Origin of the sequence: Niabella aurantiaca DSM 17617 (assembly GCF_000374125.1) — a bacterium.
Taxonomy (GTDB): Bacteria; Bacteroidota; Bacteroidia; order Chitinophagales; family Chitinophagaceae; genus Niabella; species Niabella aurantiaca.
Genome location: NZ_KB893629.1, coordinates 100,961 through 118,140, shown reverse-complemented (window position 1 = coordinate 118,140; position 17,180 = coordinate 100,961). Strand labels below are relative to the sequence as shown.

15 protein-coding genes are annotated in these 17,180 nt (G+C 49.3%); 11 read left to right on the top strand and 4 right to left on the bottom strand.

What is annotated here, in order from left to right; all coding sequences use genetic code 11:
- The first annotated feature begins 67 nt into the window (after nucleotides 1–67).
- Entirely contained in the window at nucleotides 68–832 is a 765-nt protein-coding gene (locus B160_RS0110600; RefSeq protein ID WP_018627886.1) for a DeoR/GlpR family DNA-binding transcription regulator, read from the top strand.
- Between the two features lie 409 nt (nucleotides 833–1,241).
- Here the strand turns inward: B160_RS0110600 and acs are convergent, their stop codons facing one another.
- Nucleotides 1,242–3,188 (bottom strand): acetate--CoA ligase, encoded by a 1,947-nt coding sequence (acs, locus tag B160_RS0110595; protein WP_026309686.1) that lies wholly within the window; start codon nucleotides 3,186–3,188, stop codon nucleotides 1,242–1,244.
- 152 nt (nucleotides 3,189–3,340) lie between these two features.
- Between acs and B160_RS0110590 the strand changes: the two genes are divergently transcribed.
- From B160_RS0110590 to B160_RS32540, 6 genes are all read left to right on the top strand, one after another.
- Nucleotides 3,341–4,867 carry an MFS transporter gene (locus tag B160_RS0110590; RefSeq protein ID WP_026309685.1) on the top strand — a complete coding sequence of 509 codons (1,527 nt, stop codon included), beginning with the start codon at nucleotides 3,341–3,343 and terminating at the stop codon, nucleotides 4,865–4,867.
- Between the two features lie 30 nt (nucleotides 4,868–4,897).
- Nucleotides 4,898–5,134: a DUF6814 family protein gene (locus B160_RS0110585; RefSeq protein WP_018627883.1), complete on the top strand. Its 237-nt coding sequence runs from the start codon at nucleotides 4,898–4,900 to the stop codon at nucleotides 5,132–5,134.
- Nucleotides 5,135–5,287: 153 nt separating this feature from the next.
- Nucleotides 5,288–5,677 carry a hypothetical protein gene (locus B160_RS0110580; RefSeq protein ID WP_018627882.1) on the top strand — a complete coding sequence of 130 codons (390 nt, stop codon included), beginning with the start codon at nucleotides 5,288–5,290 and terminating at the stop codon, nucleotides 5,675–5,677.
- Between the two features lie 141 nt (nucleotides 5,678–5,818).
- Nucleotides 5,819–7,507 (top strand): SulP family inorganic anion transporter, encoded by a 1,689-nt coding sequence (locus tag B160_RS0110575; RefSeq protein WP_157558003.1) that lies wholly within the window; start codon nucleotides 5,819–5,821, stop codon nucleotides 7,505–7,507.
- A 37-nt stretch (nucleotides 7,508–7,544) separates the two neighbouring features.
- The gene (locus B160_RS0110570; RefSeq protein ID WP_018627880.1) at nucleotides 7,545–8,186 is read left to right on the top strand and encodes a carbonic anhydrase; all 642 of its coding nucleotides are present in this window, start codon (nucleotides 7,545–7,547) and stop codon (nucleotides 8,184–8,186) included.
- 227 nt (nucleotides 8,187–8,413) lie between these two features.
- Entirely contained in the window at nucleotides 8,414–8,701 is a 288-nt protein-coding gene (locus B160_RS32540) for a transposase (protein ID WP_083927690.1), read from the top strand.
- A 196-nt stretch (nucleotides 8,702–8,897) separates the two neighbouring features.
- On the opposite strand, the gene B160_RS0110565 is transcribed toward B160_RS32540, so the two are convergent.
- Both B160_RS0110565 and B160_RS0110555 read right to left on the bottom strand, forming a co-directional pair.
- Nucleotides 8,898–11,171 (bottom strand): aconitate hydratase, encoded by a 2,274-nt coding sequence (locus B160_RS0110565; protein WP_018627879.1) that lies wholly within the window; start codon nucleotides 11,169–11,171, stop codon nucleotides 8,898–8,900.
- Between the two features lie 204 nt (nucleotides 11,172–11,375).
- On the bottom strand, nucleotides 11,376–12,893 hold the full coding sequence (locus tag B160_RS0110555) for a TlpA family protein disulfide reductase (protein ID WP_018627877.1): 1,518 nt from the start codon (nucleotides 12,891–12,893) through the stop codon (nucleotides 11,376–11,378).
- 131 nt (nucleotides 12,894–13,024) lie between these two features.
- On the opposite strand from B160_RS0110555, the gene B160_RS0110550 reads away from it, so the two are divergent.
- Nucleotides 13,025–13,246, top strand: coding sequence for a PspC domain-containing protein (locus tag B160_RS0110550; RefSeq protein ID WP_018627876.1), 222 nt, complete (start codon nucleotides 13,025–13,027; stop codon nucleotides 13,244–13,246).
- 15 nt (nucleotides 13,247–13,261) lie between these two features.
- On the opposite strand, the gene B160_RS0110545 is transcribed toward B160_RS0110550, so the two are convergent.
- Nucleotides 13,262–14,578, bottom strand: a complete 1,317-nt coding sequence (locus B160_RS0110545) for a sensor histidine kinase (protein ID WP_157558002.1) — start codon at nucleotides 14,576–14,578, stop codon at nucleotides 13,262–13,264.
- A gap of 192 nt (nucleotides 14,579–14,770) precedes the next feature.
- On the opposite strand from B160_RS0110545, the gene B160_RS0110540 reads away from it, so the two are divergent.
- The 3 genes from B160_RS0110540 to B160_RS30580 are packed head-to-tail and all read left to right on the top strand — an operon-like array spanning nucleotide 14,771 to nucleotide 16,917.
- Complete coding sequence (locus B160_RS0110540) at nucleotides 14,771–15,325, top strand: RNA polymerase sigma factor (RefSeq protein WP_018627874.1); 555 nt, start codon at nucleotides 14,771–14,773, stop codon at nucleotides 15,323–15,325.
- A complete protein-coding gene (locus B160_RS30585; protein WP_018627873.1) occupies nucleotides 15,318–16,040 on the top strand; it encodes a hypothetical protein in 723 nt (240 codons plus the stop codon). The genes B160_RS0110540 and B160_RS30585 overlap by 8 nt, the downstream gene beginning before the upstream one ends.
- Nucleotides 16,015–16,917, top strand: coding sequence for a DUF4097 family beta strand repeat-containing protein (locus tag B160_RS30580; protein ID WP_018627872.1), 903 nt, complete (start codon nucleotides 16,015–16,017; stop codon nucleotides 16,915–16,917). The genes B160_RS30585 and B160_RS30580 overlap by 26 nt, the downstream gene beginning before the upstream one ends.
- The last annotated feature ends 263 nt before the right edge of the window (nucleotides 16,918–17,180 follow it).

The window sequence follows — 17,180 nt, the reverse complement described above, 5'->3', positions numbered from 1 at the left end:
TAAATATGAACGAAAACATTTTACATACATTTCTTTTTCATTTCTTTGCATTACTGAATATTTGGGTATGAAGAATATTACGGAAAGGCATGAATTTATACTGAACAAGCTGAAAAAAGAGGGAAAAGTGGCGATCCTGGACCTCGCGGAAGAGATCAACATCTCCAGCGTAACCATCCGCAAGGACCTGAAAATGCTGGAGGAGAAAAACCTCTTGTTCCGCACAAAAGGAGGCGGGTCCCTGACCAATCCCTATGCGATCGATAAGCCGGTGAACGAAAAGGAGCTGATCAATTCTGATGAAAAACGGAAAATTGCAAGAGCTGCTATCTCGCTGATCGGTCAAACGGATTCGATCATGATCGGCTCGGGGAGTACTGTTTTTGAACTGGCCCGTATGCTTTACCCGGACCATAAAATGACTGCGATTACACCGGCACTCAAAGTGGGACTGGAACTGAATAACCGGCCGAATATCGAGGTATTGCAGCTGGGCGGGCTGATCCGCCCCAACTCTTCCTCCGTAGCCGGTACCCAGGCCCTGCAGGTGCTGGATGAGATCTCCTGCGACCTGCTGTTCTTAGGTGTGGACGGTATCGACCTGGAGCATGGCGTATCCATCTCCAATATTGCTGAAGCATCGCTGAACCGGAAAATGATCGAAGTATCGCAAAAGCTGATCCTGCTTGCCGACAGTTCCAAATTTAATAAACGCGGACTGGGCAAGATCTGTAACCTGGACCAGGTGGAGTATATTGTCACCGACCGGAAGATCTCGGAGAAGATCGTATTTGCCCTTCAGGAAAAGGGCATAAAGGTGGTACTGGCCTGAGCCTTTATCCGGACCATCATTGCCTTATCCCGTTTTTACAACGAGGATTCCCTGCTAAATATTTTGATTCTTTTAGCCCCCGAACAGGTCATGACGGGGAGCGAGCGCACCGGCATCGTGCACGATTTATAAGGCTGATGTACGATATGACCGCTGCGGCTGGGATGTCCGTGCGTTACTCCGGGTCACCGAGATTACCGGCGCGCTGCCTGTCCGAACGGGTCATCCGAAGGCAGGCGGAGACGAGCGCTGACAGGATCGCAGATAAACGCGAATGGCTCTGCGTTACATCTTACTTTGTGCAGATGCGGGAGAAATGAAGCCGTTCCTGAACAAATAAATACAGGAATAAACGACAATTGAAAGGCTTTTGGCACAGCCTCGTAAAAAAAACCAATCAGATCTTATACTAAAGTCTTCCGTCCCGGATCTCATCCACAATTGCCGGATCCAGCAATGTACTGGTATCTCCCAGGTTCGCCAGCTCTCCCTCCGCTACTTTGCGCAGAATGCGCCGCATGATCTTTCCGCTTCTGGTTTTCGGAAGGCCGCTTACAAACTGGATCTTATCAGGTTTTGCGATCGGTCCGATGATGCGGCTTACGGTAGCAAGAATGTCCTTTCTTGTAAGATCATCTTCGTCCTTATGTCGTTTTTCATCAAGCACCACGTAGGCATAAACGCCCTGCCCTTTTACTTCATGCGGATAGCCGACCACTGCGCTTTCAATGACGCTGGCATGCATATTGATCGCGTTCTCAACCTCCGCGGTTCCCAGGCGGTGACCGCTTACATTCAGCACATCATCTACCCGCCCGGTGATCTTGTAATTGCCCTGCTCATCCTTCCAGGCACCATCACCGGTAAAATAGAGCTCTTTATATGCGCTGAAATAGGTCTGGCGGCAGCGTTCATGATCACCATAAGTTGTTCTCAGAATGCCCGGCCAGGGGGCCCGCATACAAAGGTTACCGCTCATGACATCGTCCGTAAATTCGACGATCTCCCCGCCCTTTTCGTCTACCAGCAACGGCTGTACCCCCGGAAGCGGGAGCGTGGCCCAGCTCGGGCGCGAAGGGGTGATCCCAGCCAGGTTCGAGATCAGAATTCCTGCGGTTTCCGTCTGCCACCAGGTATCTACGATGGGACATTTCTTTTTACCGATATGCTCATCGTACCAATGCCAGGCTTCCTCATTGATGGGCTCACCAACCGTACCCAATACTTTCAGGGAGGACAGGTCTTTGTCCTTCAGCGGATCCAGTCCATAGCTCATCAGGGAACGGATGGCCGTAGGTGCAGTGTATAAGATATTTACTTTGTGCTTATCTACAATATTCCAAAATCTTCCGGCATCCGGCCAGGTGGGTATTCCTTCAAACATCAGGCAGGTGGCGCCGGCAGCCAGCGGGCCATATACAATATAGCTATGACCGGTGATCCATCCGATATCCGCGGTACAAAAGAAAACATCTTTAGGCTGGTACTGGAACACGTTCACAAACGTATAGGTGGTCCAAAGCATGTAGCCTGCGCAGGTATGCACCACTCCTTTGGGTTTGCCGGTGCTGCCGGAAGTATAAAGGATAAAGAGCGGATCTTCCGCGTCCATTTCTGCTGCAGGAATATCCAGCACTTCATCATGCATGGTTTCGATCACATCTTCCACTTCATCGCGCCACCAAACATCCCGCCCCTTGATCATGCTCACCGGGGTACGGGTACGGGTATGTACAATGACCCGCTTTACCACTTTATTCCCGATCAGGGCATCATCGATAATTGATTTCAGCGGTATATCCTTTGCACCCCTGTACGCACCATCGCAGGTAATAATGTATTCAGCCCCCGCATCATCCAGGCGGTCTGCAATGCTCTGCGCCGAAAAGCCTCCGAAGATAACCGAGTGAATGGCACCGATGCGGGCGCAGGCCAGCACAGCGATCACCAGTTCGGGTACCATTCCCATATAGATACAAACGCGGTCACCTTTCTTTACGCCGTTGTTGCGCAGCACCTGTGCAAACTCGCATACTTTCCGGTGCAGGATCTTGTAAGTAAGCGTCCGCACTTTTTCATTGGGATCGTTCGGTTCCCAGATGATCGCGGGCACATCGCCTGAAGTCTTCAGATGACGATCAAGACAATTCTCCGTAATGTTCAGCTTGGCGCCTTCAAACCACTTTACCCGGGGCTCAACAAAATTCCAGTCCAGTACCCGGCTGCTGAAGGGCTGCTTTTTTTTCCATTCAAAAGTATCGGCCACTTCCGACCAAAAACCTTCGGGATCTTCTACACTTTTCTTATAAGCTTCATGATACTGCTCAATCGTCTTTATCTGAAATGAATATGACATAACTAAAACGTTTTTTTTTGCGGCCTTAAAAATAGGCAATAAAAATTATTCAAATTTATTAATATTTTATTGAAAGAAATATTATCTTGATGCCCGTTAACGTTCACGTTACCGAACGATTGTATTTATTTTATTGCACAAAACAAAATTACATGAAACAAGTAAGTGAAGCAGGCGTGCTTCGTAAAGTCATTGGCGCTTCGTCATTGGGCACCATGATCGAGTGGTACGACTTCTACATTTTCGGGATGCTGGCTAAGACCATTTCTACTGAATTCTTTCCGGAAGGCAACAGCACCGCTGCTTTGCTGAGTACGCTGGCTATTTTCGCCGCGGGTTTTATTGTGCGGCCTTTTGGCGCTTTATTTTTCGGACGACTGGGTGACCTGCTTGGAAGAAAATCAACTTTTTTGCTTACCCTTATTTTAATGGGCGGTTCCACGTTCCTGATCGGACTTGTGCCCGGGTACCAGACAATCGGTATTGCCGCACCGCTGATCGTCCTGCTCCTGCGTTTATTACAGGGCCTGGCTTTGGGAGGCGAATATGGCGGAGCCGCTACTTATGTGGCGGAACATGCCCCCCCCGGTAAAAGAGGCTTCTATACCAGCTGGATCCAAACCACCGCTACCCTGGGACTGTTTCTTGCACTGGGTGTGATCATGCTGGTAAAGATGAATATGAGCGACCAGCGGTTCAATACTGAATGGGGCGGATGGCGCTATCCTTTCTGGTTCTCCATCGTGCTGGTCGTAGTGTCCGTCTACATCCGGTTAAAGATGCAGGAATCCCCGTTGTTTGCCCAGTTAAAAAGTGAAGGCAAGGTAGCCAAGAACCCGCTGAAGGAGAGCTTCCGGAACAGGGGCAATTTCAAAATGGTGCTGCTGGCACTGTTTGGCGCCGCTATGGGACAGGGCGTGATCTGGTACACCGGCCAGTTCTACGCGCAAAGTTTTTTAGAGACCAAAGTGGCGCTTCATTTTGATGAGAGCCGCTCGATCCTGCTATGGGCCATTGTGCTGGCCACCCCTTTCTTTATTGTTTTTGGCTGGCTGAGCGACCGCATCGGCCGCAAATGGATCATGATGGCCGGTATGCTGCTGGGTATCCTCACTTACCGCCCGATCTTCAATACCCTGCTTGTAGATGCCGGTACCGATCAATGGAACACGGAGATCAGCAACAGCCAGGTCAAAAAAGAGACAAAGCCGCTGGCCAACAGCAACGACTCGCTGCTGCTGACCGCTACCCATATTGAACTGTCCAACGGGGCCGCATATACAAAAGTGCAAACAGATACCCTGAACGCGGCTACCGGCGCCGTTTTGGAAGGAAAGCCGGTCATCAGGGACAAGGTGTTGCCACAATCCGTTTACTGGAAATTTGTCGGGCTTATTTTTCTCCTGATCCTTTATGTAACCATGGTCTATGGGCCTATTGCGGCCTTCCTTGTTGAACTGTTCCCGGTTCATATCCGCTACACGTCCATGTCGCTGCCTTATCATATCGGCAACGGTGTCTTTGGCGGGCTTGTTCCTTTTATCGGAGTGCTCCTGCAAACGACGTTTACGGCAGACCCCCTGGTGGGACTCTGGTACCCGATCGGCATTGCCGCATTGAGCTTTGTCATCGGTGTGGTTTATCTGTCCAATAAGATCGATAAAGACGTAAGTGATTAATCCTATCCTGGCTTTTAAAAATAAAAGAAAATGAATACAATAAAAAAAGCATTAGGCATCCTTTGGTTATTGCTGGGTCCGGTGATCACCTATTTCTTATTTGCAGGTGCCGTGCACAATATCGATCCGGATGGAAAAAAGGACATCAACAACCCGGTGATCTGGATCATCATCATTACCATCTTTTTGCCCATTGCCATAGGTCTGATGATCTTTGGCTGGTATGCGCTGAAGGGCGAGTACTCCAAAAAGATAGCTGACCAGTAGTGCCGGCCATTACCGCCGGTCTTCCTGTAATAGCGTTTCCGGTTACCGTCGTAGCCGGGAGCGCTTTTTTCGATTGTCTTCTATGTTCCTGCCCTTCAGCCTGCTACGGCGTATGCTTCGTTAAAGAATTGTAATATTCTTCAGTTTTTTTGTTTGAAAAAAAACAATCTGCTATTTTCGTGCTGCGTGGTATCTGGTTTATTATACAACAGGACAATATCCAAAAGCCTGGCAGTGATGCTGGGTATTGCATTATTGTGGCTTACAGTAAGCCTTCCATTTGTATATGAAGCCAAACTCCACCAGACCGAACAATCCGAGACGAAGGAAAAAAATCAAAACAATCCATTGGCCGGAGCTACCGAAGAAAAAGTACCTGCCAACCCTACCCTTACCATTACGGAAGAATACCTGCACCACGGTGCCTACGATTTTTCCTTAGCGCCATTCCGGGAAGGTATTGCCTACCTGCACGCACACGAAGGCACGTATATTGCCTTTCATGCGGAACTACACGCACCCCCTCCCAACGTACAGCTTTAAGTTTTCAGACGCCGGCATTTTTGCTGCGCGTGATCTTTGCTGCGGTCATGTACTGACTACGGCAGGTTCCCTACATCTTTTTTCATCGCTGTTGCCCGGACAGGCAGCAGTACCGGTGATCATTTCATCAATGATAACTTTATGCATACGAATTCAAAAACAAAAAATATATTTTCCAGCCTTGCCGGTGATATTCCTTCATCCATAGTGGTATTCCTGGTAGCGCTGCCATTGTGCCTGGGCGTGGCCCTGGCCTCCAATGCGCCGCTGTTCAGCGGGATCATTGCCGGCGTTTGCGGCGGCATCATTGTAGGCATGCTGAGCGGTTCACAGCTCAGCGTAAGCGGGCCCGCGGCAGGGCTTACGGCCATTGTAGCTTCGGCCATCATCAGTCTTCAGTCTTTTGAAGCCTTTCTTGTAGTGGTGGTTTTGGCCGGCATCATACAGGTGATCCTTGGTTTTGCAAAGGCCGGCATTATCGGCGATTATATCCCCAACAGCGTTATCAAGGGCATGCTCGCGGCCATCGGCCTGATCCTGATCATCAACCAGGTGCCTCAGCTGCTGGGCGACCGGTCTGCATTGCCCGCTAATGATGAGGAATCCATTGCCACTTCCGGAAATATTTTCGTCAACTTTTTTAAAGCCTTTGCCCATATAACCCCCGCAGCATTGCTGATCGGAGGCATCTGCCTCGCCTTTCACTTTGTTTGGGAAAAGATCGTTGCAGGCAGGAAAGGGTTCATCAGGCTGATCCCTGCGCCACTGCTCGTCGTTTTCATCGGCGTAGGATGCAACGCTCTGTTTGCAGGCACCGGCTTATTCCCCGCCTTGTCAGAAAGCTATCTTGTAAACATTCCCAGCGCCGGATCGGCAAAAGAGTTTGTGTCCTTTTTTACAACGCCCGACTGGAGCGTGCTGGGGAATACGCAGATATGGATACTGGCGGTGACCGTTGCGTTGGTTGCCAGCCTGGAAAGCCTGTTAAGCCTTGAAGCCATTGATGATATGGACCCTTATCAACGCGCCAGTCCTACCAACCGCGAGCTGAAAGCACAGGGTGTAGGCAATATTGTTTCCGGGTTGATCGGGGGCATTCCGGTAACCAGCGTCATTGTGCGCTCCTCTGCCAACGTGAACGCGGGCGCCAGAAGCAAAACATCAACGATCTTACATGGCACGCTGCTGCTGGGCTCCGTAGCGTTCATCCCTTTCGTGTTAAACATGATCCCCAAGACGGCCCTGGCGGCTATTTTGATATTTACCGGGTATAAGCTGGCAAAACCGGCGCTTTTTAAACTCTACTATAAAAAAGGCTGGGATCAGTTCCTGCCCTTTGTAATTACCATTGGGGCCATCCTTGCTACGGACCTGCTCAAAGGGGTGATCGTAGGGATCGGCGTAGGACTGTTCTTTGCATTCCGGTCAAATTTCCGCAAGGCGGTGTTTGTGGTGAAGGATGATACCAAATATCTTTTCCGTCTCCGCAAAGACGTTTCCTTTCTGAACAAAGCCATTATCAAACAGAACCTGGAAAAAGTACCGGATGGCGCCCAGGTGATCATTGATGCGATGCGCGCAGACTATATTGACCGCGACATTGTGGAAGTAATTGAGGACTTCATCATTCATGCGCCCCTGAAGAATATTGACGTACAGCTGGAAACCAGCGGGTTTATCGACCATGGTTTTTCTTATAAAATACTGGCAAACGATAACAAGGATGGGCACCTTAGAAGAACTTACACAAAAGTGATCACAAGCAGCAAACGGAAACCCGTGCAGGAACCTTTGCCGGAATTGGTTAACTTAGCACCGCATTCCCGATAATTTTATTTAAATCATCTATTCAACAGATCATATAATTATGCAATCATACGAAAAGTTATTACAGAACAATAAAGAGTGGGCCGCCGAAAAACTGAATAAAGATCCTCATTTTTTTGACAGCCTGGCCGAAACCCAAAACCCGGAATTTTTATGGATCGGATGCAGCGACAGCCGGGTGCCGGCCAACGAAGTAACCGGTACCACTTCCGGTGAAATATTTGTACACCGCAATATTGCCAACCTGGTCGTGCATACGGATATCAATCTGATCAGTGTGCTGGAATATGCGGTGGCGCATCTGAAAGTAAAGCACGTAATTGTATGCGGGCACTATGGATGCGGCGGTGTAAAAGCCGCAATGAGCAGCGGCGACTTTCACCAGGTGCTGAATATGTGGTTGCGGGTGATCAAGGACGTGTACTATAAGCACAAAGAGGAACTGAACACCATTGCGGATGAAACAGCCCGTGCAAACCGGCTCGTGGAGCTGAACGTAAAAGAACAGGTGGAAAAGCTGGCAAAGACCTCCATCATTCAAAAAGCCTGGCAGGAACGGCAGGCGCCCATACTGCATGGTTGGGTTTACGGACTGGCAGACGGACAGCTGCACTCCCTGCACACCATTACCCCGGATAACAGCCCGGTAGATCCGATTTACGTGTACGAAAATTTACAATAAGGAACAAGCCCATCCTGTTCCAGGCCCCTGCTATGGCGGGGGCTTTTTTGTATGCGTGGGAACCGGCCGTTTAAAAACGGGACCTCCATAGTTAGCATAGCCACCATGCTGTATACAGCATAAGAGTTTGGAGGCAAGATCCGAGGTAGTGACTTAGCCAAAACATTACTATTCAGGAATAAAAAAGGCCCGGGAATTAAGGATTTTTGTTTTGGAAATAAAAACGAATCATTCTGGGGCTCGCAGACGAAAGTACGGCAGAACACAGGATTTTACCACATTTAAGCAAAGGGAAACGAGGCTTTAAGACGAGATTGGATTTAGTAAAAGTGTTTCAAGTAATTTTAAAGCGGATGAAGACCGGCTGCCGATGGCGGGAGCTAAGCATAAAGAAATATTTTGGCGTTGATGTACCTTGTTGGCAAACGGTGTATTATCATTTTAATAAACGGAACAGAGATGGGATTGCATTGGCTTGCTTTTGTCACCAGATTCTCGCAAAAATTAAAAGTTAAACAACTTCGATATACTCCATCCTAAAGATTCCTTTGAGGGCTAATTAATTTCCTTGCCGCCATTGTCTTTTTGCAAGCTAAAAAGACGATCAGAAAAACAGTCCAAACAGGAAATACCCGGTTTTTCTTACTTTATTGCAATGAAAAAAGCGGCCCCGTGGGCCGCTTTTTTATCGCCATTAAAAAGATTCGAATATTATGCTTGTTTCGCAGCAAATTCTCTCCTGATGATATTCAGCGCTGCACCGGCCTTAAACCATTCGATCTGCTGCGCATTATAGGAATGGTTCACGGTAATGGAGTCCGTACTGCCGTCCTTATGATGCAATACCAGCGTTAACGGGGTATTGGGCGCAAATCCTGTAAGCCCGATGATGTCTATTGTATCATCTTCCTGGATCTTTTCGTAGTCATCCTTATCGGCAAAGGTCAACGCCAGCATTCCCTGTTTTTTCAGGTTGGTTTCGTGGATCCTTGCAAAGGATTTCACGAGCACGGCACGGGCGCCCAGATGGCGCGGCTCCATAGCTGCATGCTCCCGGCTGCTGCCCTCGCCGTAGTTCTCATCACCCACGATCAGGGTACCGATCCCCGCCGCCTTGTAAGCCCGTTGTGTAACCGGTACCGGACCATATTCACCGGTTAACTGGTTCTTTACATTATCGGTTTTATCGTTAAAAAAGTTTACCGCACCTATTAACAGGTTGTTGGAAATATTATCCAGGTGACCACGGAATTTCAACCAGGGGCCAGCCATGGAGATGTGATCCGTGGTACATTTACCTTTTGCCTTGATCAGCAGCTTCAGCCCTTTCAGATCAATGCCTTCCCATGCAGGAAACGGTTCCAGCAGCTGGAGGCGTTTGCTGTCGGGACTTACCTGTACCTGCACACCGGAGCCGTCTGCGGCCGGTGCCTGGTAACCCGGGTCATCTACAGAAAAACCTTTGGCAGGCAGCTCCTCGCCACTTGGGGGGTCCAGTTTTACCGTTTCTCCTTTTTCATTGACCAGGGTATCTGTAAGGGGATTAAAAGTAAGATCGCCGGCAATGGCCAATGCGGTCACCAGCTCGGGCGATGCTACAAATGCATAGGTATTGGGGTTTCCGTCTGCGCGTTTGGCAAAGTTCCTGTTAAAGGAATGCACAATGGTATTCTTTTCCTGTTTGTCTGCGCCAACACGGTTCCACATCCCGATACAGGGCCCGCAGGCGTTGGCAAATACCGTAGCACCAATGCTGGCAAAAGTATCCAGGAACCCATCCCGCTCGATGGTGTATCGCACCTGTTCTGAACCGGGGGTAATGGTAAATTCTGCTTTTGTCTTTAATCCTTTTTCGCGCACCTGTTTTGCCAGTGAAACGGCCCGGCTGATATCTTCATAAGAAGAGTTGGTACAGCTTCCGATCAGCCCCACTTCTACTTTTGTGGGCCATTCGTTTGCCGCAGCCGCCTCTTTCATTTTTGAAACGGGGGTGGCCAGGTCCGGGGTAAACGGTCCGTTCAGGTGTGGTTCCAGCTCATCGAGGTTGATCTCGATCACCTGGTCAAAATATTGTTCCGGGTTGGCATACACTTCCGGATCTGCGGTCAGCTGCGCACTGATGGCATCCGCCGCCGCGGCCACATCCTCCCGCCCGGTTGCTTTCAGATAACGGCTCATACTGTCGTCATAAGCGAAGGTAGAGGTCGTTGCCCCGATCTCCGCACCCATGTTACAGATGGTACCCTTACCGGTACAGCTTAACGATTGTGCTCCTTCTCCAAAATACTCTACAATACAACCGGTACCGCCTTTTACGGTCAGGATCCCCGCAACTTTCAGGATCACATCCTTCGGCGCGGCCCATCCGTTCAGCTTTCCGGTAAGCTTTATACCGATCAGTTTGGGCATTTTCAATTCCCAGGGCAGGCCCGACATAACATCGCAGGCATCTGCACCGCCCACACCGATCGCGATCATTCCCAATCCTCCGGCATTTACCGTATGGCTGTCCGTTCCGATCATCATACCGCCGGGAAATGCATAATTTTCCAGCACTACCTGGTGGATGATACCGGCGCCGGGTTTCCAGAACCCGATCCCGTACTTATTGGAAACCGATGCCAGGAAATCAAATACTTCGCTGCTGTCTTTCCGGGCGATGGCCAGATCCTGGGCAGCACCGGTCTGCGCCATGATCAGGTGGTCGCAATGCACCGTAGAAGGCACGGCTACCTTATCGCGCCCTGCCTGCATGAACTGCAGCAATGCCATTTGTGCAGTGGCATCCTGCATGGCAACCCTGTCCGGGGCAAAATCTACATAATCAACACCCCGCTGGTAAGCTTTTTGAGCAGGATTGGTCAGGTGTGCATAAAGTACTTTTTCGGTAAAGGTCAAAGGCTTGTTCACCAGCTTACGCGCCTCAGCTACCTTTCCCTCAAATTCGGCGTAAACCTTCTTTATCAGGTCAATATCAAATGCCATAGAAAATTATTTTGTTGGATGTGAATGAATTGCCGCGAATTTACAAAATTTTTGACGGTTTTGCCGGACATATTTCCGCCGGGGGTATAACATCCTCTGATTCGCGGGGCCCCGGATCAGGGCGCCCGGCAGCAAAAAGTATCTTCACGGCCTGTTTGGGCAGCCTTCCGTTTCTGCGGATCATGAACCGGTACAGGCCCATTTTCAACGGCCGGTTCCGTTCATTGCATCTTCCAGCTGCCTGATCAGGGCCTGTCTTTCCATGGGGTAACCGGCCCTGGAAAGCTCGTAGCTTCCGTCTTTTTTTATGATCACATAGGTGGGGTACCCCGTGCCCCCTACCTTTTCCATAATGTCGGCGGTAAGGGCCTGGCCGGCCAGTATGTGCGTACCGGTTAAGTGATAATACGGAATGAGCTTTTTCCATTTTTCCACGTTTGCCAGATCAAAATTTGCAATGTACAGGTATTCCACTCCCCTGCCCCGGAAATGGTCCTTTATGGCCGCTGCATTGTTTTGAATTTCCCTGCGGCAGGGACCGCACCAGGTACCCCACATATCGAGCAATACGGTTTTTCCTTTTACGATCCTGAGCACATCCGCCCATGTTTTCAGGGAGTCCGGGTCTGCGATCAGCACCATTTCCGGGGTGAGGGGCTGCCGCTCCTGCGCCATCACTTTTTCTACAAAAGGCCGGATATAGGGCAGGTAAGGGCTGCGGGGATATTTCTTTTCGAACCGTTCAAAGATCTCCGGCACATGCTCCTGTTTTTCGTCCATAGTCGATTTAAAGAGCGTAGCGTACAAAAACTCTTCCGTTTTGCCGGAAAAATAACGGTTGATGATGCGCTCGCGCAGATCATTTTCCATATCGCCCATAAAGATCTTACGCCCTGCCACCACATTGGTGCCATACCACTCTTTAAAAAACGGCACCGGATCTGCAGACGACGCTTCCCATAAAGCTTCCTTTATTCTTGTTACATACACAGGAAGGAAGTACGCCATCTGGGGAATACGCAGTGTTTCCTCACTGATGGGATTCTTGCTCAAAAGGGAGTCTTCAACTTCCTGCCACCGCTTCCTATTCCGCGCAAAGGCATTCCGTATGTTATATTTTTGATTGCCTTTAAATTGAATATAGACCCATACCGGAAAATAGCGGGTCTGTAATTTAAAAGCGTTTACAAAGGCTTTTGAAGGCCGGTATTTTTTTATATATGCATCCAGCACTTCCCGGTTTTTATCATTCTGCTCCAGGATGCGGTGGAAGCTGTTATCCGGCAGTGAATCTTTTTTAAAAGCGGTAAGATCAATGAGGGTGTTAAATTCCCTGATCGCCGGCTGGTTGTTCTCGCTTCCCCTGCCCGTTACCTTTATGGCATTTCCAGGGCTGTCTGCATCTGCAGCAAACAGGAGCTGATCCCCGGGTGATAAATAAAAGTTGTACCGGAACGCTTTCTTTGTCGTGTTGTCTTCATAGTACAGGGTCACAAAAATCGGCCGGGCCAGGTCAAAACTTTGTGTTGCCCTACCGTTATTCAGCGGCCGGGCAACATACCGTTCCTTAAACAACACGGAGGCACGGGTATAATCGTTGTTTAAAAAACCGATCTCTTTCGCCCCGGCATTTTTAATATTTACGGCGATGGTGGCTTTTTGCGAAAAGGCCCCTAAACCCACCCCGGTGAACATCATCAGCAGCAGCAACAATTTTGTCATGGTTTCTCTATTTAAGTCAGAATCAGGTATTCCAGGATCAAAAATAATTGAATTTCAATACTTAAAACATTATACTTGTCGGTTCCGCGAATAATAAATAATTTTACGGGCGTAATTTGTGATACTCATCTATGAACCGTCTTAAAAGCTTTGTAGAGTGGAATGCCTTTGGTGTTTGTTCTTCCATCGGAAACAGGCTCAACATTTCGCCCAGCAGGATCCGCCAGTACTTCATTTACACCTCCGTATTAACCATGGGCTCGCCCATTCTTGTTTACATGATCCTGGCTTTTTTTAAGAATGTGAAAAACTATATTCACTCTTCAAAACGGAATCCCTGGTATTATCTTTAAGCAGCCAGGTTTCCTTTATACTGTATTTACCGGCAGTGTTCCTTTGGGCAGCCACACCGTAAAACGGGTGCCTTTGCCCGGGGCACTTTCCACATCGATCAGACCTTTATTCTGGTGAACGAACTCATTGCAAAGCAATAACCCCACTCCCGATCCCCGCTCTCCCACGGTGCCATAAGCCGGATCCTGCGGCCCACTGAACATTTTCTTCAGCCGTTCCCCATCCATACCCATGCCCTGATCGGTCATCACAATGATCACCTGGTCTTCCTGCTCTTCGGCGGTGATCGCTATCTGCCCGCCTGAAAAGCTGAATTTAACCGCATTGCTAAACAGGTTGCGCAGCACCACAGAAACCTGGTCCCGGTCGGCATATAAAGCAATTTCCGGGGAAACCCCGGTGTTTACCCGGATCTTCTTTTGCTGTACCACCGGTTCAAAGAAACGCTCTACTTCCGCCAGCAGCGGCAATAAACGGAAATTGGCGGGTGCCATCTGAATGCCCTGCATCCCGCGGGCGCTCCAGCGCAGCAGGTTATCCAGCGTGCTCCTCAGCTGCGAAACCCGGTCGTGCAGCACTGCGGTAGCTGCTTCCATTTCATCGCGGCTGAGCAATCCATCCCGGAACTGCTCCAGCAGCGCATCCAGGGTGGCGATGGGACTGCTGATATCATGCGCCACTACCGAAAACAGCCGTTCCTTATCCCGGTTCATGACCGTTAAGGCCTGTCGCTGCCCTTCAATTTCACGTTGATAGTCGGCCTGGATGGATTTAAAAAAGAGCAGGGCGAGGATCACAAAAAGCAAGGCCGTGGCCACGTTGCCCCAAACGCGCTCATCCGGAACGGGAGGCCCGAAAACAGCTGGCTGGGGGAAAAAGACGATCAACAAATAAGCGGCAATGATCACCAGGCTCAGTACAGTCACCACCCGGCGATCTGTATATACCAATATGGCTATAATAAGGATATTGAGCAAGAAATATTGCGCCCCGTTATGGAAATACAGGCCCGTAAAGGTATAGATCAGCAGGTTCACCCCAATGAGGATCAGCCGGGCGCCCAGGTACATACGCCACCGGTGCATAACCAGCACCATCAGCGCAGACGCGGTACTGATCAGATTCAGCCCGGACAGCACATAGCGCCCCTGTACAAAATTGACCACGGTGTAAAAGAGCATGAACGGGATACAGGGTAGCGCCAACAGATTCAGCAACTTGGTCCGCCTGGACTCTACAAAAGGCATTGCGGGCAGGATTCCAACATTCACAATACTATTCCAGACCTGGTTTACATACTTCAGCAATAATTGGTTCGTTCTTTTGGTCATACGGAACAAAGATAGATCAGGTTTTAATACCCTTCCTACTTTTAGGAGTGCACCGGTCCGGCAAAATGGAAACAGCTTATTAAAAATACCGGGGTTGCGGATGTCCCGGGCCGCTATTTTAAAAAAACAGTCCGCCAACGTGTAACATTTTAAAACTTTTCGCTATTATTAAATAAAGGGTAAATTACTTCGTTGGACCAAACCGTAGAAATAGCGAGAGATGAGCAGGTTGAACTTTGCAAGAAGGGAGACAATAATGCCTATTTCAGCATCTATGAACGGTATGCCAAACCCATGCTGAACAGCAGTATGCGCATTCTGAACAATATTGCTGATGCGGAAGACATGGTGCAGGAAGCATTTATTGATGCATTCAACAACCTGGAATCCTTTACCTATAAGAGCTCATTTGAGGCCTGGTTGCGCAGAATTGTGATCAATAAATCCATCAGCCTGCTCCGGAAACGGAAGATCGCCTGGTCGGATATGGATCTTTCGGGTGTTGCGATGGACGAACCGGGCGAAATCAATGAAGATCAGTTTGCATTTGACGTGCAGCGGGTAAAAGCGGCCATCGGGGCCCTGCCCGAAAACTACCGGGTCATCTTTAATTTGTTTGTTATCGACGAGCTGAAGCAGGATGAAATTGCTTCGCTCCTGAATATTTCGCATACCAATGTCAGGACCATTTATCACCGGGCCAGGAAAAAAGTGCTGGACATATTAAATTCGAGCGATCATGAGTAACCGATTAGAGGATTTCATAAAAAAGAACAAGGCCGCCTTTGACGACCAGGAGCCCTCTGCGGCCCTCTGGAAGCGTCTGGAAAAAAAAATGCAGGAATCTGTTCCCCAGCCAGACCGGACCGCTTCTAAAGTGGTTAAGATCAACTGGTGGAAATGGGCCGCCGCCGCTATGATCCTGATCACAGCCGGGGTTTTGAGCAGGCCCTACTGGAAATCTGCAACTCCTGTGCCTTCGGGTCCGGACGTTGCTGTTCAGACACCGGACTCCGGAAGGTCGCCTGTCGATGGCCATACCGACAGCAATGACCATGCAGCCAGCGGCCCGGATCTGGCCTATGATGACACGCACCGCCTCCCGGCCGGCAGCAACAGTCCGAAAAAAGAAGACCTGCTTGCCGGAGACCTGCAAACGGGAAGCGCCGTAAAAGAAGAATTGTATCATTATACCCGCCTGATCGAGATCAAACAAAAGGAAATTGCAACGCTAAAAAACAATTATCCCGAATTGTTTGAGCAATTTTCGGATGATCTCACCACCCTCGACCATTCGTACGCTGCCTTAAAACATAAATACGACGAGGGATGGAACAGCGAGCAGCTTTTAACCGCAATGATCGAGAACCTGAAGCTGCAAACCGAGCTCCTGAACAAGCAACTGGAGATCACCAAGAAACTTAAACAACAAAAAAATGAATCGACATATAAAAATATTTAGCCTGTTCCTGCTGCTGCTGGCCGTTAGCAGTGCCCGGGCAAGCAATGATGACTGGAGTGCGGAGAAAAGAAAAACCTTTTCCAGGTCCTACCCGTTAACAGACCATTCCCGGGTATCCATCAAAAATTCTTTTGGAAACGTACATATCTCCAACTGGAACAAAAACGAAGTGAAGGTGGACGTGACCATCACTGTTAAGGCCAACAGCGACGAAGCTGCTTCTGCCCTTCTTGACGCCATTACCATCGAAGAGAACGAAGGGACAACCATCTCTTTTGAAACAAAGATCCGGTCCAGGAACAATGGGGGCCGCCGCAGCAAGAGTTCCTCCATGCAGATCGACTACGTGGTGCATCTGCCGGCCGCAACCGCTTTGAAGGTAACCAATTCCTTCGGAAGCACTTTTATTCCGGATCGTTCGGGCAATACGGAGCTTTCACAGTCGTACGGCAACCTGACCACAGGCAGCCTGACCAATACCGAACATCTGGCGGTCGACTTTGGGAAACTGATCGCCACACAGCTGGAAAATTCAAAGGTGCTGATAAAATTTTCGCAGGTTAACATCGATAAGCTCTCCGGAAATTTCGACGGTAATTTCCAGTTCTGCACCAAGCCGTTCATCGGGCTTACCACGGCAATCCGGAATGTAAAAATTGATACAAAGTACTCAGATCTGACCATTTCCATCCCATCATCCTTTGATGCCAGTGTTGACATTGTTACCAATTTTGGCAGGGTAACGAATAACAGCGATCTGAAGCTGACGGACAAGGATGGCGGGAAGCTCACCGAAACCCGATATACCGCGCCGGGTAATAAAACGGGGCGGCGGATCTCGATCAGGAGCGAGTTTGGGAAGATCCAGCTGAAATAATAACCGGTGTTTGAAGAGGCGCCTTCCGGGGCGCGTGCTTCCCGGAACGGGCGTTCTCAAAGAATAAAAGCAGGAAACGCATTTTCAGCAAGGCTTCAGGGTCGCAAATGCGCTTTTTCCTCTAAAACCGTCCCTTTTGCCGCCAATAGACGATCTGCTTTACAAAAGGCGGAAGGATGTTTAAACATGCAGCAGAAAGTATATTTTTAATGGCCGGGAAATTAAGCATCTGCATGGGTCCCTGCATTTGAAATATGCAATGC

Bases quoted from the DNA above. Each gene is read 5' to 3' on its own strand.
- B160_RS0110550 (WP_018627876.1), top strand. From the start codon at position 13,025: ATGAACCGTCTTAAAAGCTTTGTAGAGTGGAATGCCTTTGGTGTTTGT.
- B160_RS0110590 (WP_026309685.1), top strand. From the start codon at position 3,341: ATGAAACAAGTAAGTGAAGCAGGCGTGCTTCGTAAAGTCATTGGCGCT.
- B160_RS30580 (WP_018627872.1), top strand. From the start codon at position 16,015: ATGAATCGACATATAAAAATATTTAGCCTGTTCCTGCTGCTGCTGGCC.
- B160_RS0110585 (WP_018627883.1), top strand. From the start codon at position 4,898: ATGAATACAATAAAAAAAGCATTAGGCATCCTTTGGTTATTGCTGGGT.
- B160_RS0110565 (WP_018627879.1), bottom strand. From the start codon at position 11,171: ATGGCATTTGATATTGACCTGATAAAGAAGGTTTACGCCGAATTTGAG.
- B160_RS30585 (WP_018627873.1), top strand. From the start codon at position 15,318: ATGAGTAACCGATTAGAGGATTTCATAAAAAAGAACAAGGCCGCCTTT.
- B160_RS0110570 (WP_018627880.1), top strand. From the start codon at position 7,545: ATGCAATCATACGAAAAGTTATTACAGAACAATAAAGAGTGGGCCGCC.
- B160_RS0110600 (WP_018627886.1), top strand. From the start codon at position 68: ATGAAGAATATTACGGAAAGGCATGAATTTATACTGAACAAGCTGAAA.
- B160_RS0110545 (WP_157558002.1), bottom strand. From the start codon at position 14,578: ATGACCAAAAGAACGAACCAATTATTGCTGAAGTATGTAAACCAGGTC.
- B160_RS0110555 (WP_018627877.1), bottom strand. From the start codon at position 12,893: ATGACAAAATTGTTGCTGCTGCTGATGATGTTCACCGGGGTGGGTTTA.
- acs (WP_026309686.1), bottom strand. From the start codon at position 3,188: ATGTCATATTCATTTCAGATAAAGACGATTGAGCAGTATCATGAAGCT.
- B160_RS0110575 (WP_157558003.1), top strand. From the start codon at position 5,819: ATGCATACGAATTCAAAAACAAAAAATATATTTTCCAGCCTTGCCGGT.